Here is a 25,007-nt window from a genome sequence, read left to right as displayed (position 1 = left end):
TGCGCTACCGCTGACCGGCAGAGGGCTGCACGGGCAGCCCGCGCCACTACGCCAGACAGCGCGCCCGGGCGGCCGGGCTGGCATAATAACGGCTTTCCCGCCTTTCTTTGGACGACGCTCATGTCCGGCAATACCCTCGGTACGCTTTTCACCGTCACGACCTTTGGCGAATCACACGGCCCCGCGATAGGCTGCGTGATCGATGGCTGCCCGCCGGGAATGGCGCTGACCGAAGACGACATCCAGTTCGAACTCGACCGCCGCAAGCCGGGCACGTCGCGCCACGTAACGCAGCGCCAGGAAGAGGACAAGGTCGAAATTCTCTCCGGCGTGTTCGAAGGCACGACCACGGGCGCGCCGATCGCGCTGCTGATCCGCAACACCGACCAGCGCAGCAAGGACTACGGCAACATTGCCGATACGTTCCGCCCCGGTCACGCCGATTACACGTACTGGCAGAAATATGGCATCCGCGACTATCGCGGCGGCGGCCGCTCGTCGGCACGTCTGACGGCGCCGACGGTCGCTGCCGGCGCGGTCGCGAAGAAATGGCTGCGCGAGCATTTCGGCACGGAGATTCGCGGCTACATGAGCGCACTCGGCGAGATCGATGTGCCGTTCGTCGACTGGTCGCATGTGCGCGAGAATCCGTTCTTCGCGCCGAACGCCGACATCGTGCCGAAGCTCGAAGAATATATGGACGCGTTGCGCAAGGACGGCGATTCGATCGGCGCACGCATCAACGTGGTGGCGTCGGGCGTACCGGTTGGCCTCGGCGAGCCGCTCTTCGACCGGTTCGACGCCGACATCGCCCACGCGATGATGGGCATCAACGCGGTGAAGGGCGTCGAGATCGGAGCGGGTTTCGCGAGCGTCGCGCAGCGTGGCTCGGTGCACGGCGATGAACTGACGCCGGAAGGCTTCGTCGGCAATCATGCGGGTGGCGTGCTCGGCGGCATTTCGACCGGGCAGGACGTGACGGTTTCGATCGCGATCAAACCGACGTCGAGCATTCGCACGCCGCGTCGTTCGATCGACAAGGCAGGACAGCCGGCCGTCGTCGAAACATTCGGGCGTCACGATCCGTGCGTCGGCATCCGCGCGACGCCGATCGCTGAAGCGATGCTCGCGCTGGTGATGATCGATCACGCGCTGCGTCATCGTGCGCAATGCGGCGATGTCGTCGTCGCGACGCCGAAAATTGCAGCGAGCGCGCCTTGACGTGCTGACGTCATGAGCGGTTGTCGCCCCCCGCGGCACGCATGAAGCGATTCGCGCGTGCGAGCGCCGGAAAGCAAAAAGCCCCGCGAATCGCGGGGCTTTTTATATGCAGCGCAGCCAGATCACATGTTCGGATAGTTCGGCCCACCGCCGCCTTCCGGCGTGACCCACACGATGTTCTGCGTCGGGTCCTTGATGTCGCATGTCTTGCAGTGCACGCAGTTCTGCGCGTTGATCACGAGCCGCTCGCTGCCGTCGTCGTTCTTCACGAACTCATACACCGCTGCCGGGCAGTAACGGCTTTCCGGGCCGGCGTACGTTGCCAGGTTGATGTTCACCGGCACCGATGGATCTTTCAGCGTCAGGTGCGCCGGCTGGTTCTCTTCGTGATTCGTGTTCGAGATGAACACTGACGACAGGCGGTCGAACGTCAGCTTGCCATCCGGCTTCGGATAGACGATCGGCTTGCACTGCGATGCGGGCTTGAGCATCTCGTGGTCCCAGTGCTGGTGATGCAGCGTCCAGGGCACGTTGCCGCCCAGCACCTTCTGCTCCAGCCCCACCATCAGCGTGCCCAGATACAGGCCCTTGCTCATCCACTGCTTGAAGTTGCGCGCACGGTACAGCTCGGTGTGCAGCCACGACTGTTTGAATGCTTCCGGATAGGCGGCGAGTTCGTCCGCCTGACGGCCCGTCTGGACCGCGTCGAAGGCCGCATCGGCGGCCAGCATGCCGGTCTTGATCGCCGCATGCGAACCCTTGATGCGCGAGGCGTTCAGGAAGCCCGCATCGTCACCCACGAGCGCCCCGCCCGGGAACACCAGCTTTGGCAGCGACATCAGGCCGCCCGCGGTGATCGCCCGCGCGCCGTACGACACCCGCTTGCCACCTTCGAGAAACGCGCGGATCGACGGATGCGTCTTGTAGCGCTGGAATTCCTCGAACGGCGACAGATACGGATTCGAATAGCCGAGCCCCACGACAAAGCCCACCATCACCTGGTTGTTGTCCATGTGATAGAGGAACGAGCCGCCGTAGGTGTCGCTCTCGAGCGGCCAGCCGGCGGTGTGGATCACCAGCCCTGGCTTGTGCTTGGCCGGATCGATTTCCCACAGCTCCTTGATGCCGATGCCGTAGACCTGCGGATCGACGCCGTCACGCAGCTTGTACCGGTCGTTCAGCTGCCGTCCCAGATGCCCGCGCGCGCCTTCGCAGAAGAGCGTGTATTTCGCGTGCAGCTCCATGCCGAGCTGGAAGTTTTCAGTCGGCTGGCCGTCCTTGCCGATACCCAGATTGCCGGTGGCGACACCCTTGACCGAGCCGTCGTCGTTGTACAGGATTTCAGCGGCCGGAAAGCCCGGGAAAATCTCGACGCCGAGCGCTTCGGCCTGCTGGCCGAGCCAGCGCGTGACGTTCGCGAGGCTCACAACGTAATTGCCGTGATTCTTGAAGTTATCCGGCAGCGCCCAGTTCGGCACGCTTTTGGCGCCGGATTCGCTCAGGAACAGGAAGCGGTCCTCAGTCACGTCGACATCGAGCGGCGCGCCTTTTTCCTTCCAGTCGGGGATCAGCTCGTTCAAGGCGCGCGGGTCCATCACCGCGCCTGAGAGAATATGGGCACCGACCTCCGAGCCTTTCTCCAGTACACAGACGCCCACCTCGACGCCTTTCTCCTGCGCCAGCTGCTTCAGACGGATCGCCGCGGACAGGCCAGCGGGGCCACCGCCAACGATCACCACGTCGTATTCCATCGACTCGCGCGGGCCGTACTGCTCAATGAGACTTGCGGGGGTCATTGATGCTCCTCTTACCGTTAGAATGCTTTTTTCGGGATCGTATTGTCCGGGAAGGATCTGGACGCCGCAACCCGAGCCGTGCACATTAGCACGACCGTTCTATTTATGTGATACGGTTTAACCCTTCCTCGCGGACGCCCGTACCGGCGGCCGCCGCTTCAACCGAACCAAATAAAGGACCGACAATGGGCCGTTCGATCAATCTGGAAGGCAAGGTCGCGCTGATCACGGGCGCGTCGAGCGGACTGGGCAAACGCTTTGCGCAGGTGCTGTCGCAGGCGGGCGCGAAAGTCGTGCTGGCAAGCCGCCGCACCGAGCGCCTTAAGGAACTGCGCGCCGAAATCGAGGCCTCCGGCGGCGCCGCGCACGTCGTCTCGCTCGATGTGACTGATTACCAGAGCATCAAGTCGGCGGTCGCGCACGCGGAAACTGAAGCCGGCACCATCGATATTCTCGTCAACAACTCGGGCGTCTCGACCACCCAGAAGCTCTCGGAAGTCACGCCCGCCGACTTCGAGTACGTGTTCGACACGAACACCCGCGGCGCGTTCTTCGTCGCACAGGAAGTCGCCAAACGGATGATGATGCGCGGCAATGGCGGCGGTCAGAAGCCGCCGTACCGGATCATCAATATTGCTTCGGTGGCCGGGCTGCGCGTGCTGCCGCAGATCGGCCTCTATTCGATGAGCAAGGCGGCGGTCGTTCATATGACCAAGTCGATGGCGCTGGAGTGGGGCCGCCACGGCATCAACGTGAACGCGATCTGCCCGGGCTATATCGATACCGAGATCAATCACCATCACTGGTCGACGGAGCAGGGGCAGAAGCTGGTTTCGATGCTGCCGCGTCATCGCGTCGGCAAGCCGGAAGATCTGGACGGCCTGCTGCTTTTGCTCGCCGCCGACGAATCGCAGTTCATCAACGGCGCCGTCATTACCGCCGACGACGGCTTCGGCCTCGCCTGAGCGTCCTTACAGCGTGCCGGCCGGGCGGTCACGAGCCGCCCAGGGCCCGGCGTGCTGATCTTGTTTCAACCCGCAGAAGAAGTACGATGAGCGAATATCACGCAGTTTTTGAGATGTCCATGCCGATCCGATGGGGCGACATGGATGCGTTTGGCCACGTAAACAACACGGTCTATTTCCGTTATATGGAGCAGGTGCGGATTTCCTGGTTCGAGCAACTCGGCATCGCCGGCGGCAATGGCGAAGGGCAGGGACCGGTAATCGTCAACGCATCGATGGAGTTTCTGAAGCAGCTTCACTATCCCGGCGACGTGATCGGCCGCATGACGGTCGCCACGCCCGGCCGCAGCAGCTTCGATACGGGTTTCGAACTGACTCGCGCCGACGATCCCACCACCGTCTATGCACGCGGCGCCGCGCGCTGCGTGTGGATCGACTACGCCGCCGGCAAATCCGTGCCGATTCCCGATCTGTTGCGCTCGACGATCGACAACGCCGCGCTCGTGAAAGCCGTCTGATCGCTCTGTTGACAATGCCAGCCGGCTAACGGGTTGCGTCCGGCGCGGATTGACGGCGCCCCGCGCCGCCGCGCTTCAGTTCCCGAGCAGCCTTTGCAGCAGTTCGGTCGCGTTTCCGGTGTCGTACTTGCGCATCAGCCGCGAACGGTAGACGTCGACCGTTCGCGAGCTGATGTCGAGCGCGCGGCCAATCTGTTTGCTCGTCTTGCCCGTCACCAGTTGCGCGGCGATTTCGCGTTCGCGCGGCGTCAGTTCGACCGCGACACGCCGCGTCGCGCTCAGGTCCTCGAAGGTCCACACGCCCACAGCATGCGGCTCGGCCCGATCGAGCGAGCGTCCCGTCACGTGGCACCAGAACAGCTCGCCCGTCGCGCGCTTCATGATACGGTCATCGGCGTAACTGCCCTGTGCGGTCATGATGGGCGGAATGCGCTCGCCGATCCGCTCGAATTCGTCCAGAGACGGATATAGCACCTGGAAGGACTGCCCGATCAACGATTCCCGCGGACAGCGGAAAATCGACGCCACCTGGTCGTTGCAGTCTTCGATGATGCGCTTGCGCGAGAGCACGAGCCCGATCGGCGCAAGGTGAAAAGCGGTTTGGTAATCCAGGGCGGGCATGGGTGCGCGGGAAGTCCTTGAGCGGCGGCGTGCAGTGGCAAATACTTATGTATTTTTGCGTATTGTGCCGTAAGGGCGCGCCATCGTACCCTTTCGAACAAATCAAGAGGCCGCGAAGTCACAGCTGAATCGGACGATGTCACGGCATCGTCGTATGATTCAACGGTATCGCACCGATCCGGATTTCGGAATTCCAATCGAGGAAGGGACAAACTGATGAACAAGGTCTATCCAGGCGCGACCGACGCGCTTAAAGACATCGTCAAGGACGGGCAGACATTCGCCGTCGGCGGCTTCGGCCTGTGCGGCATTCCCGAAGCGCTGATCGCCGCGCTGCGCGATACCGGCGTAAAGGGCATCACGTGTATCAGCAACAACGCGGGTGTCGACGGTTTCGGCCTTGGTCTGCTGCTGGAAACGCGCCAGATCAAGAAAATGATCTCGTCGTACGTCGGCGAAAACAAGGAGTTCGAGCGGCAATATCTGGCCGGCGAACTCGAGCTCGAATTCACGCCACAGGGCACGCTGGCTGAAAAGCTGCGTGCGGGCGGTTCGGGCATTCCTGCTTTCTTCACGAACACCGGCTTCGGCACGCTGATTGCCGAAGGCAAGGAAACGCGCCAGTTCGGTGAAAACCACTACGTGCTCGAGCATTCGCTGACGGCCGACGTTGCACTCGTCAAGGCGTGGAAGGCGGACAAGTCGGGCAATCTGATCTATCGCCGCACGGCGCGCAACTTCAACCCGATGTGCGCGATGGCCGGCAGGATCACCGTCGCGGAAGTCGAGGAAATCGTGGAAGTCGGCGAACTCGATCCGGACGCGATTCATACGCCGGGCATCTTCGTGCAGCGCATCGTGCTGAACGCGCATCCGGAAAAACGTATCGAACAACGCATTGTCCGCGCGAAGGGAGACTGATCATGGCATGGAATCGTGACGAAATGGCCGCGCGCGCGGCACAGGAACTGCAGGACGGCTTTTACGTGAACCTCGGCATCGGCCTGCCGACGCTGGTGGCGAACCACGTGCCGAAGGGCGTCGAAGTGTGGCTGCAGTCGGAAAATGGCCTGCTCGGCATCGGGCCGTCGCCGACCGAAGAGGAAGTGGATGCCGACCTGATCAACGCCGGCAAGCAGACGGTCACCACGCTGCCGGGCTCGTCGATCTTTTCGTCGGCGGACTCGTTCGCGATGATTCGCGGCGGCCACATCAACCTCGCGATCCTCGGCGCGATGCAGATCAGCAAGAAGGGCGACCTGGCCAACTGGATGATTCCGGGCAAGATGATCAAGGGCATGGGCGGCGCGATGGACCTGGTGGCGGGCGTCAAGCGCGTGGTGGTGCTGATGGAGCACGTCGCGAAGGGCGACCAGCACAAGATCCTCGAAGAATGCTCGCTGCCGCTGACGGGCGTGGGCGTGGTCGACCGGATCATCACCGATCTGGGCGTGATCGATGTCACCGACAACGGCCTTAAGCTGGTCGAACTCGCGCCGGGCGTGAGCGTCGACGAAATCAAGGCGAAGACGGGCGCGCCGCTCGATGTGAGCGCGGTGGGCTGACGGCTGGCTGATTTCGGGGCTGGGGCACACACCGAAGCGGCTTTAGCATCGGTGCACGACGGGCGAAGCGCGAGTTTCGCCCGTTTTGTTTTTGCGGGCCGTGTGTGTGGCCGTTACGGCTGGCCATTCACGCACTGTATAGGCCATTCGGACGGGGCGTGGTCGTGGGCAAAGCGGTTTACAATCGATTGCGTGTTGAGCGGCTGTGCTGCTGCTTCAATCAGGCGCTCTGCTTTTTCTGCCTGTGACAACGTCTACGCTTTGGCCAAGGAAATCTCCGATGACGACCGCCGCGCCTCCTGTCCCTTCAGCCCTTTCTGCCACTGGCAACATTGCCGGTTTTGTCTCGCCCCGTCAGCATGAAGTGCAGTGCATCAGTCCGGGCGGTCTGCATCGCGTCGCCTATACCGAGTGGGGCGATCCGGCGAATCCTCGGGTGCTGTTGTGTGTACACGGCCTTACGCGCTCGGGGCGTGACTTTGACCGCGTCGCTGCGGCGCTCGCCGGCACGTATCGCGTGGTGTGTCCGGATGTGGTCGGTCGGGGATTGTCTTCGTGGCTTGCCGACCCCAACTATTACGGTATGCCGCAATACGTCTGCGACATGATCACGCTGATCGCGCGGCTCGATGTGCAGTCGGTCGACTGGTTTGGCACGTCGATGGGCGGCCTGATCGGCATGGCGCTGTCGGGCGTGCCGGATTCGCCGATCCGCAAGATGCTGGTCAACGACGTCGGTCCGCATGTCGAGCCGGCGTCCCTGTCCCGCATCGGCGACTATCTGGGCAAGCCGACGCGCTTTGAAACGTTGCAGCAGGGCATCGATTACGCTGCGCTGCTCGCTGCTTCCTTCGGACCGCTCACGCCCGATGAATGGCGCGAAATCAACACGCCACTTCTGCATGAACGTGACGGCGCATGGCAACTTCGCTACGACCCGCGCATTGCGCAGCCGTTCGCCGCGACAACGCCGGAAATGACAGCGCTCGGCGAGGCCGCGTTGTGGCGTTCGCTGGCCGCGACTGAAGGTCCTGTACTCGTCGTTCGCGGCGAGGAGTCGGATCTGCTGTCGCGTGAAACAGTCGCGAAGATGATCGATCAGGGGCGCGCCGTATCCAGCGTGGAAATCGCGGGGGTCGGGCACGCGCCGGCCTTTCTCGCAGACGACCAGATTGAGATCGCGCGACGCTTCTTCATCGGCGAAACATCTGACGCGTCATAATATGGGGTTCCGCGGCGCGGTTAGCACGAGGCGCTACGGAACGCTCGTTCGATCACATTCAACCTCAACCACAGGATCTTTCATGGCAGTCATTCGTCACCACGTCGGCGCGCGCCTCTCGGAAATCGCCGTGCATAACGGCACGGTCTACCTGGCCGGCCAGATTGCCGAAGACACGAATCAGGACATCGCCGGTCAGACACACGAAGTGCTCGGCCACATCGACCGCCTGCTCGCCGAAGTGAACAGCGACAAGTCGCACCTGCTGTCTGTGCAGATTTTCATCTCCGACATGGCCCACTTCGCCGGCATGAACGCCGTGTGGGATACGTGGGTTGCGGCAGGCGCCACGCCGCCGCGCGCAACGGTCGAAGCGAAGCTGGCGAACCCGGCGTGCCTCGTCGAAGTCGTCATCGTGGCCGCACAGCGCAGCTGATCTACTGCAGCATCTGTTTTTGGGTTACTCCCGGCTTTTCCGGCGAAGCGCCGCATCATGAATACCGATACCGTCACGACTGTTCCGAACCCGACACCGTCCTTCGACGAGGCGATGGCGTTCGTGCGCGAGCATGCCGGCGAGGTGCGGCTTTCGTCGGGCGAGCTGCTCGCGGATCACGCAGCGGGCACGGCGGCGGTCATGCGCACGCTCAACGTCGATCCGCCGGCGGTTCTGGCGGCCGCGTTGTTCGCGCTGACACCCCATCTGAAGGATCCGGAACGCATCCTCGCCGACCGCTTCGGTGAAGAGGTCGCGCAGCTTGTCGGTGACGTGCGCAAGCTGTTGCGCCTGGGTACGGTGAGTCTGCGTGCGGCACAGAATGCGATGCCCGAAGCCGGTCGCGATGCGCAGGCTGCGCGCCGCGCCCAGGTCGAGGCGTTGCGCAAGATGCTGCTCGCGTTTGCGCAGGACATTCGCGTCGTGCTGATCCGGCTTGCATCGCGCGTGCAGTCGCTGCGTTACTACGCGGCGGCGAAGATCACGCCGTCGCCGGACGTCGCGCGCGAGACGCTCGACATTTACGCGCCGCTCGCGAACCGTCTCGGTATCTGGCAACTGAAATGGGAACTCGAGGATCTCGCGTTCCGCTTCGAGGAGCCGGAGACGTACAAGCGCATCGCGAAGCTGCTTGACGAGAAGCGCATCGAGCGCGAAGTGTACGTTGCGGAGGCTATCGCGCGTCTGCAGCAGGAACTCGCTGCGGCGCATATCCGTGCTGAAGTAAGCGGCCGGCCGAAACACATCTATAGCATCTGGCGCAAGATGCGCGGCAAGGAACTCGATTTCTCCGAGCTGTATGACGTGCGCGCATTTCGCGTCATCGTGCCGGACATCAAGGATTGCTACACGGTTCTGGGCATCGTCCACAACCTCTGGCAACCCGTGCCGAAAGAGTTCGACGATTACATCTCGCGTCCGAAGCCGAATGGCTACAAGTCGCTGCACACGGTCGTGATCGGCGACGACGGACGCGCATTCGAAGTGCAGATCCGCACGCAGGAGATGCATCAGTTTGCGGAGTACGGTGTCGCGGCGCACTGGCGCTACAAGGAAGCGGGCACGCGTGGCTATGGCGGCCAGTTCAGCGCGAGTGAGAAGTACGACGAGAAGATCGCGTGGCTGCGTCAACTGCTCGCGTGGAAGGACGACGTCTCCGAAGGCGAGCATGACGGGAAGCCCGCGACACAGCCGTGGGAGCAGTTGCGTCAGGCCACGCTCGACGACGATCACATCTACGTACTCACGCCGCAGGCGCGCGTGATTCCGTTGCCGCAAGGCGCGACGCCTGTCGACTTCGCGTATCACCTGCATAGCGAACTGGGTCACCGTTGTCGCGGCGCGCGCGTCGATGGCGCGATGGTGCCGCTCAACACTGCGTTGCAGAACGGACAGACTGTTGAGATCGTCTCGGTGAAGGAGGGCGGTCCGTCGCGTGACTGGCTCAATCCGCAGCTTGGCTATCTGCGCAGTTCGCGCGCGCGTCAGAAAGTGCGCGCCTGGTTCAACGCGGTCGACCTGCAGGAAAACATATCGATCGGCCGCGCGATGGTCGAAAAGACGTTGCAGCGCGAAGGCAAGACATCGGTCAATCTGGATCAGCTTGCCACCAAGCTCGGCTTCAAGACAACGGACGATCTGTTCTGGGTTGTCGGCAAGGAAGAGTTCAGTCTTCGTCTTGTCGAGCAGGCTTTACACGATGCACCGCCGCCCGAGCCGGTAGTCGAGGCGCCGGAGCAATTCGAGAAGCGCAGTAGTGGCGCGAGCGTGGCGCATGGCGCATCGACGGGCGTGCTGGTCGTCGGCGTCGACGCATTGCTGACGCAACTCGCGCGATGCTGCCGTCCCGCGCCGCCGGATGCCATCAGTGGTTTCGTCACGCGTGGCAAGGGTATGTCGATTCATCGCAGCGATTGCCCGACGTTTCTGCGCATGGCCGAGCGCGCGCCGGAGCGCGTGCTCGAGACAGCGTGGTCCGCGGACGTCATGAGCGGCCACGGCCGCTCGGTCTATCCGGTCGATCTCACAATCGATGCGTCCGACCGGCAAGGTTTGCTGCGCGATATCTCGGAAATTTTCGCGCGCGAGAAGATGAATGTGATCGGCGTCAAGACGCAGACGCGACGTAACGCGGCGTTCATGCAGTTCACTGTCGAGGTGTCGAGTGCTGCGCAAATTCAACGCGCGTGCGCGTTGCTAGGCGAAGTAACGGGCGTTGTGCGCGCGTCGCGCAAGGGATGAAATGTGTGTCGATCGGGCACGTCGACATGCGTCGTCAGGATTTTTAATGTCGACGCATAAAAGTGCTTGCCAAGTTTCGAGGCGCTCCATATAATCTCGTTTCTTCAGGCTCGTAGCTCAGCTGGTTAGAGCACCACCTTGACATGGTGGGGGTCGTTGGTTCGAGTCCAATCGAGCCTACCAACGAAATAGAAACTCTGGTTCGCCGGAGTTTCGTAGCAAGTAAGCAACAAGCGCTTCGGCGCGAAAGGCGAATACGGTTATGACACCGCGAACGTTGACCGAAACCACTTCGGATCGGCGCTAGTCGAGGACCAGGTTTGCCGTTGCAGTTTGCTGGAAATGTGAATGCGGCCCCTCGAAAGCGGGGCCGCATTTTTTTTCGCTTTTTTGGTTTTCTCGCCTGATCGCGACATCTGCCGCGGATCGGCCTCTCGGAGAACACAATGGTTTCGATACGTCTGCCTGACGGTTCTGTTCGACAGTACGAGCATCCGGTGACGGTTGCTGAAGTCGCTGCGTCGATCGGTGCGGGTCTCGCGAAAGCCGCACTCGGCGGCAAGGTCGATGGCGAGCTGGTCGATACGTCTTCGCTGATCGATCACGACGCAACGCTCGCGATCGTTACCGAGAAGGACGCGGACGGCCTCGACATCATTCGTCACTCGACGGCTCACCTGCTCGCGTACGCCGTCAAAGACCTGTATCCGGAAGCACAGGTGACGATCGGGCCGGTCATCGACAACGGCTTCTACTACGACTTCGCGTACAGCCGTCCCTTCACGCCCGAAGATCTCGAGAAGATCGAAAAGCGCATGCAGGAACTTGCGAAGAAAGACGAGCCGGTTTCACGTCGTGTCGTGTCGCGCGACGAAGCCGTCGACTACTTCAAAAGCGTCGGCGAAAAGTACAAGGCCGAGATTATCGAGTCGATTCCCGCGACCGACGAAATCAAGCTGTATTCGCATGGCGGTTTCACGGATCTTTGTCGTGGTCCGCACGTCCCGTCGACGGGCAAGCTAAAGGTCTTCAAGCTGATGAAGGTCGCGGGCGCCTACTGGCGCGGCGACTCGAAGAACGAACAGCTGCAGCGTATCTACGGCACGGCCTGGACGAAGAAGGAAGATCAGGAAGCGTATCTGCATATGCTCGAGGAAGCCGAGAAGCGCGATCACCGCAAGCTCGGCAAACAGCTCGATCTCTTCCACATGCAGGACGAATCGCCGGGTATGGTGTTCTGGCATCCGCGTGGCTGGACGCTGTGGCAGCAGGTCGAGCAGTACATGCGTCGCCGCGTGAACGATGCAGGCTATCTCGAGATCAAGACGCCGATGATCATGGACCGCTCGCTGTGGGAGGCGTCCGGTCACTGGCAGAACTATCGTGAAAACATGTTCACGACGGAATCGGAAAAGCGCGACTACGCGATCAAGCCGATGAACTGCCCGGGTCACGTGCAGGTGTTCAATCACGGTCTGCGTTCGTATCGCGATCTGCCGCTGCGTTACGCGGAGTTCGGTTCGTGCCATCGCAACGAGTCGTCGGGTGCGTTGCACGGTCTGATGCGCGTGCGGGGTTTCGTCCAGGACGACGCGCATATTTTCTGTACCGAAGACCAGTTCATTAGCGAGTCGATCGCGTTCAACACGCTGGCAATGAGCGTGTACAAGGACTTCGGCTTCGAACATATCGACATCAAGCTGTCGCTGCGCCCGGATGCGCGCGCCGGCACAGATGAAACGTGGGATCGCGCGGAGCACGGCTTGCGCGAAGCGCTGACTGCCTGCGGCGTGACGTGGGAAGAGCTTCCTGGCGAAGGCGCGTTCTATGGTCCGAAGGTCGAGTACCACATCAAGGACGCGCTCGGCCGTTCGTGGCAGTGCGGTACGCTGCAGCTCGATATGGTGCTTCCGGAGCGTCTCGGCGCCGAATACGTGGCGGAAGACAATAGCCGCCGGCGGCCGATCATGCTGCACCGGGCAATCGTCGGATCAATGGAGCGGTTCCTCGGCATTCTGATCGAGCACCATGCCGGTGCAATGCCGTCGTGGCTTGCCCCGATGCAGGTCGTGGTGATGAATATCGCCGAAAATCAGGCTGAATATGCCCGGTCTCTTGCCCAAACGTTGCAAAAACAAGGGGTTAGAGTAGAGGCCGATTTGCGTAACGAGAAGATTAGCTATAAAATACGCGAGCACACGCTGGAAAAGGTCCCGTATCTGCTGGTTGTCGGCGACAAAGAGCGTGATGCACAAACGGTAGCCGTGCGTGCCCGTGGTGGTGTCGATCTGGGTGTGATGCCGGTCGACGCCTTCATTGAGCGTCTGCGACAGGACGTCCAGTCGTTCAAGTAAGCCACCTGGCAGCGCGGCTCGTTTTTTTAATTTTTAGAGGAAACGTAACATCGCTACTGATAAGTCTGCGCATCGCATCAACGGTGAAATTACTGCACCCGAGGTGCGTCTGGTCGGAGTCGAGAACGAACCCCTCGGCATCGTGAAACTCGCTGATGCGTTCCGCCTGTCGGAACAGCAAGACGTGGATCTGGTAGAAATCGCCCCGCAGGCGGTCCCGCCGGTCTGCCGTTTGATGGACTACGGCAAGTTCAAATACTCGGAAGCGAAGAAGCAACACGAGGCCAAGCTCAAGCAGAAGATCGTCCAGGTCAAGGAAGTCAAATTCCGGCCAGGTACGGATGACGGCGATTACAACGTCAAACTGCGCAACCTCATTCGCTTCCTCGAAGACGGCGACAAGACGAAAATCACGTTGCGTTTCCGCGGCCGCGAAATGGCGCACCAGGAAATCGGTATGCGCATGCTCGAGCGCCTGCGCACTGACCTCGACGAAGTGGGTGCCGTCGAGCAGATGCCGAAGATGGAAGGGCGCCAGATGATCATGGTGCTGGCCCCGAAGAAAAAGAAGTAAGCAATGCGCTGCGTATCGTCGATACGCGTGGTTGTGTCAGAAACAAGCGGTACTCCGTCGGTGTCGACGGATTGGCAGGTTTCGGAAGTGTGCCCGCGTAGCGGGTGCTTTCCTGAAAAGCGGCGGCCAGCATCATCGGCCAGCTGCATACCAAGTGGAGTGGGTTTCGAAGGGCGGGTTAGGGCCATCAGGGCCGACCGCACACCCATATCCATCTAATAATGGAGTTGTTCGTCATGCCTAAGATGAAGACCAAGAAGAGTGCTGCAAAGCGCTTCGTGGTGCGTCCGGGTGGTACCGTCAAGCGCGGTCAAGCCTTCAAGCGCCACATTCTTACCAAGAAGTCCACCAAGAACAAGCGTCACCTGCGTGGTTCCACGGCCGTTCATGATTCCAATCTGAACTCCGTGCGCGCGATGCTGCCGTTCGCTTAACCCTTAACTGAAACTCACAGGAGCTAGATATGCCTAGAGTCAAACGTGGGGTTACCGCACGGGCCCGTCACAAGAAGATCATCAAGCTGGCCAAGGGTTACCGCGGCCGTCGCAATAACGTCTATCGCATCGCCAAGCAGGCGGTCATGCGCGCAGGCCAGTACGCCTATCGCGATCGCCGCAACAAGAAGCGTGTGTTCCGCGCACTGTGGATCACGCGTATCAACGCGGCGGTGCGTCAGCACGACATGACGTACAGCGTGTTCATCAACGGCCTGAAGAAGGCTTCGATCGAACTCGACCGCAAGGTGCTGGCCGACATGGCTGTGTTCGACAAGGCCGCTTTTGCTGCGATCGTTCAGCAGGTGAAAGCCGCCGTTGCAGCCTGATTGCGCTAGTTAGCACATCGTACTGCGTGGTTCGTTGCAGCGAAGATCCGGTAGTCTCGGTGACGCTGCAACAGAAACGGGGCTCCTCACCGAGCCCCTTTTTTGTTGGTCGAGCGGTTTTCGCTCGTACTGAACATTGAACACTGACGTTGAAAAGATGGGATCAATGGATCTGGACCAGATTGTCGCCGACGCGCAAGAGGCCTTTGAACAGGCCGCCGACACCAACACGCTCGAAAACGAGAAAGCCCGTTTTCTCGGCAAGTCGGGTGCGCTGACCGAGCTGTTGAAGGGCCTTGGCAAGCTCGATCCCGAGACTCGCAAGACTGAAGGCGCGCGCATCAACGCCGTCAAGCAGCAGGTGGAAGCCGCGCTGACGGCACGTCGCCAGGCCCTGGCCGACGCCCTGCTGAACCAGCGCCTCGCCGCTGAAGCCATCGACGTCACGTTGCCCGGCCGCGGCATCGGAGCAGGCAGCCTGCATCCGGTGATGCGCACATGGGAACGCGTCGAACAGATTTTTCATTCCATCGGTTTCGATGTGGCCGACGGCCCCGAAATCGAAACGGACTGGTACAACTTCACTGCGCTGAACAGCCCGGAAAACCATCCGGCGCGTTCGATGCAGGACACCTTCTACATCGACGGCAAGGATGCCGACGGCCGCCAGTTGCTGCTGCGTACGCACACGAGCCCGATGCAGGTTCGCTACGCGCGCACCAACACGCCGCCGATCAAGGTGATCGTGCCGGGGCGCACGTATCGTGTCGATAGCGACGCAACGCATTCGCCGATGTTCAATCAGGTCGAAGGTTTGTGGATCGACGAGAACATCAGCTTTGCGGACCTGAAGGGTGTCTACACCGACTTCCTCAAGAAATTCTTCGAGCGCGACGATATTCTCGTGCGCTTCCGTCCGTCTTATTTCCCGTTCACGGAACCGTCGGCCGAAATCGACATGATGTTCGAACACGGCAAGAACGCGGGTAAGTGGCTGGAGATTTCCGGCTCCGGCCAGGTTCATCCGGCGGTGATCCGCAACATGGGTCTCGACCCCGAACGGTATATCGGCTTTGCATTCGGCAGCGGCCTCGAGCGGCTGACGATGCTGCGTTACGGCGTGCAGGATCTGCGTCTGTTCTTTGAAAACGACCTGCGTTTCCTGCGGCAATTCGCCTGACGCGCAACGTGACATGCGACGTGGACGGCTGCGCTGAAGCACGCGCGCCGTCACCGCAAGCTGCACGTCCGGCAGATTCCCAGCGAGCAAGCTGCCGGACGTGGACCTAACCTGTTTAGAACGTAAAGAACCATGCTATTCCCTGAATCCTGGCTGAGAAGCTTTGTCGACCCGAAGATGACGACGGACGAGTTGTCGCACGCATTGACGATGGCGGGTCTCGAAGTCGAAGGGCTGAGCCCCGCAGCGCCGCCGACGTCGAAGATCGTCGTGGGCCGCGTGCTCGAAGTGGTCAAGCATCCGGACGCGGACAAGCTCAACGTCTGTCAGGTCGATGCCGGCACTGGCGCGACGCTCAGCATCGTGTGCGGTGCGCCCAACGTGGCGCCCGGCATCAAGGTGCCGGTCGCACTGGTTGGGGCGCAGCTGCCGCCCGCAGAAGCGGGTGGCACGCCGTTCGCGATCAAGCTGTCGAAGCTGCGTGGCGTCGAGAGCCAGGGCATGCTCTGCTCGGCGCGCGAACTGAAGCTGTCGGAAGATCATAGCGGTCTCATGATCCTGCCGGAAGATACGCCGATCGGCCAGGACATCCGCGAGACGCTCAATCTCGACGATACGATCTTCGAAATCAAGCTGACGCCGAACAAGGCGGATTGCCTCTCCGTGTTTGGCGTCGCGCGTGAGACGTCGGCCATCACCGGCGCGCCGTTGCATGCGCTCGAGATCAAGCCGGTTGTCGTCAAGCTCAACGAAACGTTGCCCGTGAAAATCTCGGCGCCGGATCTGTGCGGCCGTTTCTCGGGTCGCGTGATTCGCGGCGTCAATGCGCGCGCGAAGACGCCGCACTGGATGGTCGAGCGGCTCGAACGTTCAGGCCAGCGCAGTATTTCGGCGCTCGTCGACATCTCGAACTACGTGATGCTCGAACTGGGCCGTCCGTCGCACGTGTTCGATCTCGACAAGATTCACGGCGGCATCGACGTCCGTTGGGGACGTCGTGGCGAATCGCTCAAGCTCTTGAACGGCAACACGGTTGAACTCGACGAAACCGTCGGCGTGATCGCTGACGATCAGCACGTCGAAAGCCTCGCGGGCATCATGGGCGGCGACAGCACGGCCGTCACGCTCGACACGACCCACATCTATCTCGAAGCGGCGTTCTGGTGGCCGGACAGCATCCGTGGCCGCTCCCGCAAGTACAACTTTTCGACGGACGCCGGACATCGCTTCGAGCGCGGCGTCGATTACGCGACAACCGTCGAGCACATCGAACGCATCTCGCAGCTGATCCTCGACATCTGCGGCGGCGAAGCGGGTCCGGTCGACGATCAGATCGTCAACGTGCCGCAACGCGCGCCAGTGAAGATGCGCGTCGCGCGCGCGAACCGCATCATCGGCGTGCAGATCAGCGCGGACGAAATCGCACAGATTTTCACGCGCCTCGGTCTCACGTTCGAACGCGAAGGCGATACGTTCGCTGTGATGCCGCCGTCGTATCGTTTCGACATCGAAATCGAAGAAGACCTGATCGAAGAAGTCGCACGTATTTACGGCTTCGAAAAGATCCCGGCGCGGCCGCCGGTCGCGACGAGCGAAATGCGTCGAACCAATGAGACGCAGCGCTCGCTCCACGTGATTCGCCACGCGCTCGCCGCGCGCGATTACGCGGAGACGGTGAATTTCAGCTTCGTCGATGCCGAGTGGGAGCAGGATTTCGCGGGCAACGACAAGCCGGTGCGTCTCCTGAATCCGATCGCGAGCCAGCTGTCGGTGATGCGTACCACGCTGTTCGGCAGCCTGATCAACGTGCTGCGGTCGAACCTGAACCGTCGCGCGGACCGTGTTCGCGTGTTCGAAGCGGGTCGCGTGTTCTTGCACGATCCGGCGATCAAGGCGGGCGAGCTGGCTGTCGAGGGATTCGCGCAGCCGAAGATGCTGGGCGCGCTGGCCTACGGCCCGGCGCTCGAAGAGCAGTGGGCGGCGCCGTCGCGTGCCGTCGATTTCTTCGACGTGAAGGGCGACCTCGAAGCGCTGTTCGCGCCGGTGGTGCCGAGGTTCGTCAAGGCGGAACATCCGGCGCTGCATCCGGGACGCAGCGCGCGCGTCGAAATCGATGGTCGGGCAGTGGGCTGGATTGGCGAACTGCATCCGCGCTGGATGCAGAAATATGATTTGCCGCACGCGCCGATTCTGTTTGAAGTTGAAGCGGAAGCATTAATGCAGCGCACTTTGCCGACTCCGACGGAAGTATCGAAATTCCCGCCGGTGCGACGCGATATTGCTGTTGTTGTCGATCAGAAAATCGAGGCTCAGGCATTGCTTGACGCACTGCAAAACGCCCTTTCCGAGGACGCCTGCAAGACCATTCAGAAGGTTGCGCTTTTCGACGAATTCCGTCCAAAATCAAACACTTCCGGCGGGTTGGCAGCTACCGAGAAAAGCCTTGCGTTCCGTGTGACGTTGCAAGATACTGGCGGGACCCTTCAGGACGAAACGGTCGATCTGGCCATTAAAACCCTGGTGGATCGTCTGGCTCGAGTATATGGCGCACGGTTGCGCGGATAACCTTAAAACGGCTGTTTCCGCATTTTACGTTTCTGGTTATCGCGCCATTTTATAGATTATGAACGAAATGAACTCGAGTGATTTCGAAGCCCTTCTTACGGCGCAACGTAGCGCCATGATTCGCGACATTCCGACATCACCCGCCAACACGTCGGCCGAAACGCCGACGCTCACCAAGGCCGAGCTTGCCGAGTTGCTGTTCGACAATGTCGGACTCAACAAGCGGGAGGCGAAGGACATGGTTGAAGCGTTCTTCGAGGTGATCCGCGATGCGCTGGAGAGTGGCGATAGCGTGAAGCTGTCCGGGTTCGGCAACTTTCAGTTGCGCGACAAACCCCAGCGTCCCGGTAGAAATCCGAAAACGGGCGAGGCGATTCCTATTGCCGCGCGCCGCGTCGTGACGTTTCATGCAAGTCAAAAGCTGAAGGCGCTGGTTGAAAGCGGCGCTGAGGCGAGTTTCGCGCGCTCGTAGTTTTCGCGCGTTCCCTGCGCAACCACCACGGCTAACTGACGATGACAGCGACGATCGAAAAAGTCGTCTTGCCTCCGATTCCGGCGAAGCGCTACTTCACGATCGGTGAAGTCAGCGAACTGTGCGGCGTGAAACCGCATGTGCTGCGATACTGGGAGCAGGAGTTCACGCAGCTGAGGCCCGTGAAGCGGCGCGGTAACCGCCGCTACTATCAGCATCATGAAGTGCTGCTGATCCGCAGGATTCGTGAACTGCTGTACGAACAGGGATTCACCATCAACGGCGCGCGCAATCGTCTCGATTCGCACGGCGGTGGGCATGGTGGTCCTGCGGAGATGGAAGAGGTTGAAGAGCCTGTGGCGGCGAAGTCGGCAGAGACGTCTTCGAATGTCGATGTCGATCAGTTGCGCAAGGAGTTGCTGCACGTGCTCGATGTGTTGAGCCGCTGATCTCGCGGATGATTCAATCGCTGTGCGTGCTGTTTGTTCTGCGCTAGCGGTTCTAATCAGGCGAAGGCTCTGTTATACTTTTGTGCTGTTCGGGGCGTAGCGCAGCCTGGTAGCGTACCTGCATGGGGTGCAGGTGGTCGGAGGTTCAAATCCTCTCGCCCCGACCAAAGAAATCAAGGCCTTACAAGCAATGCTTGTGAGGCCTTTTTCATTTCGGGCGGATTTTGCCACCACGTTTGCCCCCACACGACGGACGGCTCTCGCAGGAACGTCGAACGCACCATTGATGACGTTGTGGACGACGTTGCCCTTGTGCGGCACGCGTATATCCCGGACGTCGTCGCCCGCGACCATACCGTTCTGGCAGACGAAGCGCAACACACCCGCGAGCATTTGATAGCTGCTCGTGCCATTGTGTGAGTTCAGCAGCACGATTTCGTTGGCTTCGTCGCCGGTGATCTGCTCGGCGTGGCGAAGCCGCAGCATGTGCTTCGTGTACTCGCGGCGGTCGTCGTGCCGCACGCGGGTCTGGCAGACTATGAACGGCTGGAAGCCTTCGTTGCCGATGGCGAAGGTCCGATTCTGGGCCGACGACTGCCTGTGGGCGCTGGCACCGCAAAGCTGACCTTTACCGAAATACGCGGCGCACCCGACGACCGCTTTCGGCGAACATCAGGAACCGCGGCTCTCGGCCAGTTCCAGCCATGGCGCGACGACTCACGACCGTCTGCAAGTTAGCCAGCAGGCGACGCTCATTCATGTCGACAATTCACGCGCCGCTTCCGCTCGAAGAAGCACTGTCGCCTTTCAGCTACGAGCCATCGCCTTTCCGACATGTTCGGCGAACGCTTTTACCTTGGCCGAATGCCGGCGCTCGAGCGGGCTCACCAGATGGATCGGGATAGGGATCGTTTCCCAGTCCGGCAACATCCGCAGCACTTCGCCACTGGCCAGTTCGTCATCGAAAAGCCAGGTCGGCGAATAGCCAATACCCATACCCGCGAGGACTGACGCCCGCATGACCTCACTGCTGTTGGTTTGCAGATTGCCCTGGACCCGCACGATGCGCGTGGTTCCCACCGGATCCGCAGCGCCGGGTCCTGCCGTAAAACTCCAGCTGTTGCGCATCGCCAGTTCGGTATAGACGATGCAGTTGTGACCGACCAGATCATCAGGAACGCGCGGCGCCCTCGTTCCTTTGGGCAGTGAGCGCACGTAGCTGCGATGCGCCATCAGCATCCGGTAGGCCGTTCCTACGCGACGCGCGATCAGGCTGCTGTCCGGCAGATCGCCGATGCGCACCGCGACGTCGATGCCCTGTTCCACGAGATCGATAAAACCGTCACTCAGACGCAGGTCGACCTTCACGCCCGGATGCTCTACCAGAAACGACTGAACCAGCGGCATGAGCTTGAGGCGCCCGAAGCCGACCGAAGCCGCGATCCGCAGCCAGCCCGTCAGTTGCTGCTCGCCGCGCCGCAGCACGCCTTCGGCCTCCGCGATCTCCGCGACCAGGCGCCGCGCCTGGCCGAAATAGTGTTCACCTTCTTCCGTCAGCGCAAGCGAACGCGTGGTTCGCGTCAGCAGCCGCGCGCCCAGCTCGCGCTCGAGCGACGCCACCTGTTTGCTCACTGCGCTTTGCGTCGTGTCGGACTCGTGCGCGACCGCGGAAAAACTGCCCGCTTCCACCACGCGCACGAAAGTTTTCATTGCCTGCAGCTTGTCCATTCTGCTCAATATATTCCTAACGGGCATTAGTAATATGAGCATACACCATCTATATCGCTCATCTGGAATCAGTCAAAGTGCAGTCATCGCAAACGCGATGTCACCCGACCTGAAGGAGCACTGACATGAACTCACCCGTCGTCCTTATCACTGGCGCGCTGACCGGTATCGGCCGCGCTACTGCTCTTGCCTTCGCTCGCGAAGGAAACCGCGTGGTCGTCAGCGGCCGTCGCGAAGAGGCAGGCCAGGCGCTTGCAGCCGAACTGCGCGCCCTCGGCACCGAAGCCGAATTCCTGCGTGCCGATGTGCGTTTCGAAGCCGAAGTGCGCAGCGTCGTCGAGCAGACCATCGAGCGTTTCGGGCGCATCGACGTGGCGGTCAACAACGCCGGCACTGAAGGTCAACTGGCGCCGATCGTCGAGCAGACGGCGACCAACTACGAAGACACGTTCTCGGTCAACGTGCTCGGCACGCTGCTGTCGCTCAAGCACGAGATGCGCGTGATGCTGGCGCAGGGCGCCGGCTCGATCATCAACCTCTCGTCGATCGCGGGCCAGGTCGGCATCGCGGGTGCGTCAGTGTACGCGGCCAGCAAGCATGCGGTCGAAGGCCTCACGAAGAGCGCAGCGCTCGAAGGCGCTACCGCAGGCGTGCGCGTCAACGCCGTGGCGCCTGGTCCTGTCGCCACCGAAATGCTCGACCGCTTTGCAGGCGGCAGCGAAGAGGGCAAGGCCGGTTTTCTCGCGACGATACCGGCGCGACGCGCCGCGACCCCGGACGAAATCGCCCAGACGATCGTGTTCCTTGCGAGCGATAAGGCGCGCTATCTCACCGGACAGAACATCGCAGTCGACGGCGCCTACACGGCGCAATAACAGGCTTTTTTTCCACTCGCTTTATCCATCGCTTCATCTCTTTTACTCAGGATCATCACCATGACCACCATCAATGTCCCGACGCGCGACGAAGTTTCCCCGGCTAACCAGGTCATTTTTGACAAGCTCAAGAGCAGTCTCGGCACCGTGCCCAACCTGTACGCGACGCTGGCCCATTCGGAGCATGCGCTCGGCAACTATCTCGCGTTCCAGAACGCGAAGAGCAGCATCAGCGGCAAGGCGCGCGAAATCGTGAACCTCATCGTGAGTCAGGTCAACGGCTGCGAATACTGTCTGGCTGCGCACACCGTGATCGGCAAGATGAACGGCTTCACCGACGAACAGATTCTCGAAATCCGCGGTGGCAAGGCAAGTTTCGACGCGAAGTTCGACGCACTCGCACGGTTGGTGAAGAACATCGCGGTCAACCGCGGGCACGCCGATCGGGCGCTCGTCGATGCGTTCTTCGCCGCGGGCTGGACCAAGGCCAATCTGGTCGACGCGATCGTCGTGATCGGCGACAAGACCGTCACCAACTATCTGCACGCAACGACGCGCGTACCGGTGGACTTCCCGGCTGCGCCGCAACTCCCTGCCTGACGGTTGCAGCCAGGCAACGCGCGGAGCTGACGCGATGCCCCGCGTTGCCCGGCTGACTGAAGTTGTTCCGAATCGGAGGGTGTGATGTCTCAAGCTGAACATTTCGACACCGGGATTCACCGCTGAAAGCGCAGAGCAGATCCTCCGTACCGGCGATGCCGATCTCGTCGCCTTCGGCCGGAAGTTTATCTCCAATCCGGACCTGCCGGAGCGTTTGCGTACCGGTGCGCCTCTGAATGCCTACGACCGTTCAACGTTCTATGGAGGCGATGGGCGAGGCTACACCGACTACAGCCTGCACCGGGCACCGGCCACGGCCTGTACGCAGACATCCATAGACGCTGCGTCAAGGCGCTCACCGGGAATGGCCATCAGACCGCTGGCGGCGGTCTCCCCCAGAACATCATTCCCGTGCGCAGTTGCGCATCGCATGCGTAAGACGTCTGGACAGACTGCGCGTTGTTACCGGTCATTCTGATTGACGCTGGATGGTGCTCGCACGCCGTCCGACGACAGGGGCTCCGCGGCACACTCGAAACCGCGCTCACCTGGTGAGCCCGACCGCAGCAACCATCAACGAGAGCACAGCTTGCGGCAGGGCGAGTATTTCGTTGGCAGCAAGATCCGGCGATACACTTCGCGGGTGGGGATCGATGGCAAAAGACCGTGACGAAATGGTCATCGGTCAGTCATCGAGCCCGGCGGGATCGGACTGCGACGCGTGGCCGCGCCCGAACTCTTCGCCGTGCGCAGGCGCAGTCAGATCACGTAACGCAAGACAGCACTGGTGAGGTAGCGCCTCTTCGTGCTCACAGGCTGGCTTGAGTGCGCCTGGTCGCGCGACACACGACCCACGGTGATTCGTCCCAGGAGAGAAGGAAGTGGACCGACTGACAGCGATGGAAACGTTTGTATGCGTGATTGAGTCGGGTTCTTTCTCGGCTGCCGCCCGGTTGCTCGATATAGGGCAACCAGCCGTTTCAAAGTCGATTGCGCAACTCGAAGAACGGCTCGCCGTTCGATTGCTGCTCCGGTCCACCCGCGGGCTGATGCCGACCGAGGCGGGTCAGGCTTTTTACGAACGCGCCAAACGGGCGATCGAAGAAACGGACGAAGCAGAGTTGGCGGCACGAGGATCGGCGGGCACTCTCTCGGGCCGCCTTAGGGTTTCAGCGGCAGTGACCTTTGCGCGGCTTCATATCATCCCGCGACTGCCGTCGTTTCTTGATCGACATCCTGATCTCAACATCGACATCGTCCTCGATGATGAAAACATTGACCTGCTGGAACGCGGCATCGATGTCGCGTTGCGAATGGGTGTGCTGGGCGACTCGACCATGACGGCGCGCAGGCTCGCCCATGGCAGGCGTTGTGTTGTCGGCTCGCCAGCGTGGTTCGCGAAAGCCGGCGAACCGCGCATGCCTGCCGATCTGGTTTCGCATCAGGCGATTGTGTACGAGCAGGGCGGCGGCGGAAGCGTATGGTCGTTCAAGCGAGGCAACACGGAGACGGCTATTGCGGTCGCGGGGCGAATTCGCGTGAACGCGGCGGAGGGCGTGCGTGAAGCGGTGCTCGCCGATATGGGCGTCGCGATCGCGTCCGAGTGGATGTTCGCACCAGAAATCGCGAGCGGCACGGTAAAACAGGTGCTCGCCGACTGGGAATTGCCCGGCATTGACCTGTGGGCAGTGTTTCCGAGTGGGCGCATGGTCACTGCAAAAGCGCGTGCTTTTGTCGCCTGGGTCGAGGAGATATTATCCGCATCGGATTTCATGGCCTGACTGACCTCGCTGCCAGCGCCGCGTGCGCTGCAAGCCCAACACCGCTGATGACGCTGACGTCGCGGGTATGCAGTGGCAACCTGCCAATTCCTGCAACGCAGATTCTTCTCAAATGGAAGCCTTGCCGATCGAGGCGCCGCCATCGACAAACAACGTTTGACCTGTGATGAAAGCAGCATCTTCGGACAGCAGGAAAGCGATAGCTGCAGCAATCTCGGCTGGCTTGCCAAAGCGTTTCATTGGGACGGCAGCGAGGTAGCGCTGCTCGCCTTCGCTTCCCGGCGCGTTGTTGGCTCTAAAGAGTTCGGTCTCCGTCGGTCCGGGCGCGACGGAATTAACTGTAATGCCGGCGGTCGCCAGCTCGAGTGCCCAGGACCGCGAAAAGCTCACCAGGGCGGACTTGGCGGCAGCGTAAGCAGTACGTTCCACGATGCCGAGGACCGTGAGGCTCGAGATATTGACGATTCGGCCCCAGCCCTGCGCGCGCATGTTGGGCAGCAGCGCTTGCGCGGCCTGTACAGCAGGATGCAGATTGAGCGACATGACGGAGTCAAGTGCGTCCAGATCGATGGCGCCCAGCCTCTGCGGTTTCACCAGCCCAACGTTATTGACCAGACCATCGAACTGGTATTCCGACGCGAGTTTGTCGAGCGTGGCCTGCGTTTTCACGCGGTCGGACAGGTCGACGCACACGAGCGTTCCTGGGAAGCCAGGATCGTCCGCCTGACGTGCCAGCCCCACAACCCGGTGCCCGTCTGCGTTCAGCCGCTGTGCGACGGCCCGGCCGATGCCTTTGCTGGCACCGGTTACGAGAATAGTGCGTGATTTCATGATCTCTCGATGTTTCGATGTTTTAGCGCCGGTCACCCTCGTGCGCTCGCTCCCGATCTCGAAGTGTCGGGAGCGAAGCAGATCCGGCTTACGAAGCCGGGGTGACCTTCCTGCGGAGAACGGGCAACAT

Annotated in this window: 23 protein-coding genes, 2 tRNA genes and 2 pseudogenes; 22 read left to right on the top strand and 5 right to left on the bottom strand. The window is 61.3% G+C overall.

Annotated features, from left to right (window positions below; all coding sequences use genetic code 11):
- Window positions 1-120 precede the first annotated feature (120 nt).
- Window positions 121-1,221: a chorismate synthase gene (gene aroC / locus P3T21_RS14725; protein WP_429256664.1), complete on the top strand. Its 1,101-nt coding sequence runs from the start codon at window positions 121-123 to the stop codon at window positions 1,219-1,221.
- 122 nt (window positions 1,222-1,343) lie between these two features.
- On the opposite strand, the gene P3T21_RS14720 is transcribed toward aroC, so the two are convergent.
- On the bottom strand, window positions 1,344-3,017 hold the full coding sequence (locus tag P3T21_RS14720; RefSeq protein ID WP_429256663.1) for an electron transfer flavoprotein-ubiquinone oxidoreductase: 1,674 nt from the start codon (window positions 3,015-3,017) through the stop codon (window positions 1,344-1,346).
- A gap of 185 nt (window positions 3,018-3,202) precedes the next feature.
- Here P3T21_RS14720 and P3T21_RS14715 point away from each other — a divergent pair, with 185 nt between their 5' ends.
- A complete protein-coding gene (locus P3T21_RS14715) occupies window positions 3,203-3,982 on the top strand; it encodes an SDR family oxidoreductase (RefSeq protein ID WP_429256662.1) in 780 nt (259 codons plus the stop codon).
- 86 nt (window positions 3,983-4,068) lie between these two features.
- Complete coding sequence (locus tag P3T21_RS14710; RefSeq protein WP_429256661.1) at window positions 4,069-4,500, top strand: acyl-CoA thioesterase; 432 nt, start codon at window positions 4,069-4,071, stop codon at window positions 4,498-4,500.
- Between the two features lie 75 nt (window positions 4,501-4,575).
- On the opposite strand, the gene P3T21_RS14705 is transcribed toward P3T21_RS14710, so the two are convergent.
- The gene (locus P3T21_RS14705; protein WP_429256660.1) at window positions 4,576-5,121 is read right to left on the bottom strand and encodes a LuxR C-terminal-related transcriptional regulator; all 546 of its coding nucleotides are present in this window, start codon (window positions 5,119-5,121) and stop codon (window positions 4,576-4,578) included.
- Between the two features lie 216 nt (window positions 5,122-5,337).
- Between P3T21_RS14705 and P3T21_RS14700 the strand changes: the two genes are divergently transcribed.
- The 15 genes from P3T21_RS14700 to P3T21_RS14630 all read left to right on the top strand — a co-directional run bounded on the left by P3T21_RS14700 (window position 5,338) and on the right by P3T21_RS14630 (window position 19,229).
- Window positions 5,338-6,042, top strand: a complete 705-nt coding sequence (locus tag P3T21_RS14700; protein ID WP_429256659.1) for a CoA transferase subunit A — start codon at window positions 5,338-5,340, stop codon at window positions 6,040-6,042.
- Between the two features lie 2 nt (window positions 6,043-6,044).
- Window positions 6,045-6,686, top strand: coding sequence for a CoA transferase subunit B (locus P3T21_RS14695; RefSeq protein WP_429256658.1), 642 nt, complete (start codon window positions 6,045-6,047; stop codon window positions 6,684-6,686).
- 280 nt (window positions 6,687-6,966) lie between these two features.
- Entirely contained in the window at window positions 6,967-7,908 is a 942-nt protein-coding gene (locus P3T21_RS14690; RefSeq protein WP_429256657.1) for an alpha/beta fold hydrolase, read from the top strand.
- Window positions 7,909-7,990: 82 nt separating this feature from the next.
- Window positions 7,991-8,344 carry a RidA family protein gene (locus tag P3T21_RS14685; RefSeq protein ID WP_429256656.1) on the top strand — a complete coding sequence of 118 codons (354 nt, stop codon included), beginning with the start codon at window positions 7,991-7,993 and terminating at the stop codon, window positions 8,342-8,344.
- A 57-nt stretch (window positions 8,345-8,401) separates the two neighbouring features.
- Window positions 8,402-10,645 (top strand): RelA/SpoT family protein, encoded by a 2,244-nt coding sequence (locus tag P3T21_RS14680; RefSeq protein ID WP_429256655.1) that lies wholly within the window; start codon window positions 8,402-8,404, stop codon window positions 10,643-10,645.
- A gap of 106 nt (window positions 10,646-10,751) precedes the next feature.
- Window positions 10,752-10,828: transfer RNA gene (locus P3T21_RS14675), tRNA-Val, on the top strand.
- 263 nt (window positions 10,829-11,091) lie between these two features.
- Window positions 11,092-12,999, top strand: coding sequence for a threonine--tRNA ligase (thrS, locus tag P3T21_RS14670; protein WP_429256654.1), 1,908 nt, complete (start codon window positions 11,092-11,094; stop codon window positions 12,997-12,999).
- Window positions 13,000-13,048: 49 nt separating this feature from the next.
- Window positions 13,049-13,573 (top strand): translation initiation factor IF-3, encoded by a 525-nt coding sequence (gene infC / locus P3T21_RS14665; protein WP_429256932.1) that lies wholly within the window; start codon window positions 13,049-13,051, stop codon window positions 13,571-13,573.
- A 236-nt stretch (window positions 13,574-13,809) separates the two neighbouring features.
- On the top strand, window positions 13,810-14,007 hold the full coding sequence (gene rpmI, locus P3T21_RS14660) for a 50S ribosomal protein L35 (protein ID WP_228876595.1): 198 nt from the start codon (window positions 13,810-13,812) through the stop codon (window positions 14,005-14,007).
- A 29-nt stretch (window positions 14,008-14,036) separates the two neighbouring features.
- On the top strand, window positions 14,037-14,396 hold the full coding sequence (gene rplT / locus P3T21_RS14655) for a 50S ribosomal protein L20 (RefSeq protein WP_006052502.1): 360 nt from the start codon (window positions 14,037-14,039) through the stop codon (window positions 14,394-14,396).
- A 166-nt stretch (window positions 14,397-14,562) separates the two neighbouring features.
- Entirely contained in the window at window positions 14,563-15,576 is a 1,014-nt protein-coding gene (gene pheS, locus P3T21_RS14650) for a phenylalanine--tRNA ligase subunit alpha (protein WP_429256653.1), read from the top strand.
- A 132-nt stretch (window positions 15,577-15,708) separates the two neighbouring features.
- The gene (gene pheT, locus P3T21_RS14645; protein ID WP_429256652.1) at window positions 15,709-18,141 is read left to right on the top strand and encodes a phenylalanine--tRNA ligase subunit beta; all 2,433 of its coding nucleotides are present in this window, start codon (window positions 15,709-15,711) and stop codon (window positions 18,139-18,141) included.
- A gap of 58 nt (window positions 18,142-18,199) precedes the next feature.
- Entirely contained in the window at window positions 18,200-18,613 is a 414-nt protein-coding gene (locus tag P3T21_RS14640) for an integration host factor subunit alpha (RefSeq protein ID WP_429256651.1), read from the top strand.
- Between the two features lie 41 nt (window positions 18,614-18,654).
- The gene (locus tag P3T21_RS14635) at window positions 18,655-19,062 is read left to right on the top strand and encodes a MerR family transcriptional regulator (protein WP_429256650.1); all 408 of its coding nucleotides are present in this window, start codon (window positions 18,655-18,657) and stop codon (window positions 19,060-19,062) included.
- Between the two features lie 90 nt (window positions 19,063-19,152).
- Window positions 19,153-19,229, top strand: a tRNA-Pro gene (locus P3T21_RS14630).
- A 99-nt stretch (window positions 19,230-19,328) separates the two neighbouring features.
- Here P3T21_RS14630 and P3T21_RS14625 read toward each other — a convergent pair.
- Both P3T21_RS14625 and P3T21_RS14620 read right to left on the bottom strand, forming a co-directional pair.
- Window positions 19,329-19,620 (bottom strand): annotated as a pseudogene (locus P3T21_RS14625) (DUF932 domain-containing protein); the annotation flags it as partial.
- Between the two features lie 249 nt (window positions 19,621-19,869).
- Window positions 19,870-20,772 (bottom strand): LysR family transcriptional regulator, encoded by a 903-nt coding sequence (locus P3T21_RS14620; RefSeq protein ID WP_429256649.1) that lies wholly within the window; start codon window positions 20,770-20,772, stop codon window positions 19,870-19,872.
- Between the two features lie 143 nt (window positions 20,773-20,915).
- Here P3T21_RS14620 and P3T21_RS14615 point away from each other — a divergent pair, with 143 nt between their 5' ends.
- The 4 genes and pseudogenes from P3T21_RS14615 to P3T21_RS14600 all read left to right on the top strand — a co-directional run bounded on the left by P3T21_RS14615 (window position 20,916) and on the right by P3T21_RS14600 (window position 24,046).
- Window positions 20,916-21,665, top strand: a complete 750-nt coding sequence (locus P3T21_RS14615) for an SDR family NAD(P)-dependent oxidoreductase (RefSeq protein ID WP_429256648.1) — start codon at window positions 20,916-20,918, stop codon at window positions 21,663-21,665.
- 60 nt (window positions 21,666-21,725) lie between these two features.
- Complete coding sequence (locus tag P3T21_RS14610; protein ID WP_429256647.1) at window positions 21,726-22,265, top strand: carboxymuconolactone decarboxylase family protein; 540 nt, start codon at window positions 21,726-21,728, stop codon at window positions 22,263-22,265.
- A 100-nt stretch (window positions 22,266-22,365) separates the two neighbouring features.
- Window positions 22,366-22,566, top strand: a pseudogene (locus P3T21_RS14605) (alkene reductase); the annotation flags it as partial.
- A gap of 580 nt (window positions 22,567-23,146) precedes the next feature.
- Window positions 23,147-24,046 carry a LysR substrate-binding domain-containing protein gene (locus tag P3T21_RS14600; protein ID WP_429256646.1) on the top strand — a complete coding sequence of 300 codons (900 nt, stop codon included), beginning with the start codon at window positions 23,147-23,149 and terminating at the stop codon, window positions 24,044-24,046.
- A 108-nt stretch (window positions 24,047-24,154) separates the two neighbouring features.
- Here P3T21_RS14600 and P3T21_RS14595 read toward each other — a convergent pair whose 3' ends face one another.
- Entirely contained in the window at window positions 24,155-24,877 is a 723-nt protein-coding gene (locus P3T21_RS14595) for an SDR family oxidoreductase (protein WP_429256931.1), read from the bottom strand.
- Window positions 24,878-25,007: the final 130 nt, after the last annotated feature.

It is taken from the genome of Paraburkholderia sp. GAS334 (genome assembly GCF_050436625.1).
Classification (GTDB): Bacteria; Pseudomonadota; Gammaproteobacteria; order Burkholderiales; family Burkholderiaceae; genus Paraburkholderia.
The sequence above is the reverse complement of the archived record's forward strand: the minus strand, read 5'-3'. Positions and strand labels throughout refer to the sequence as shown.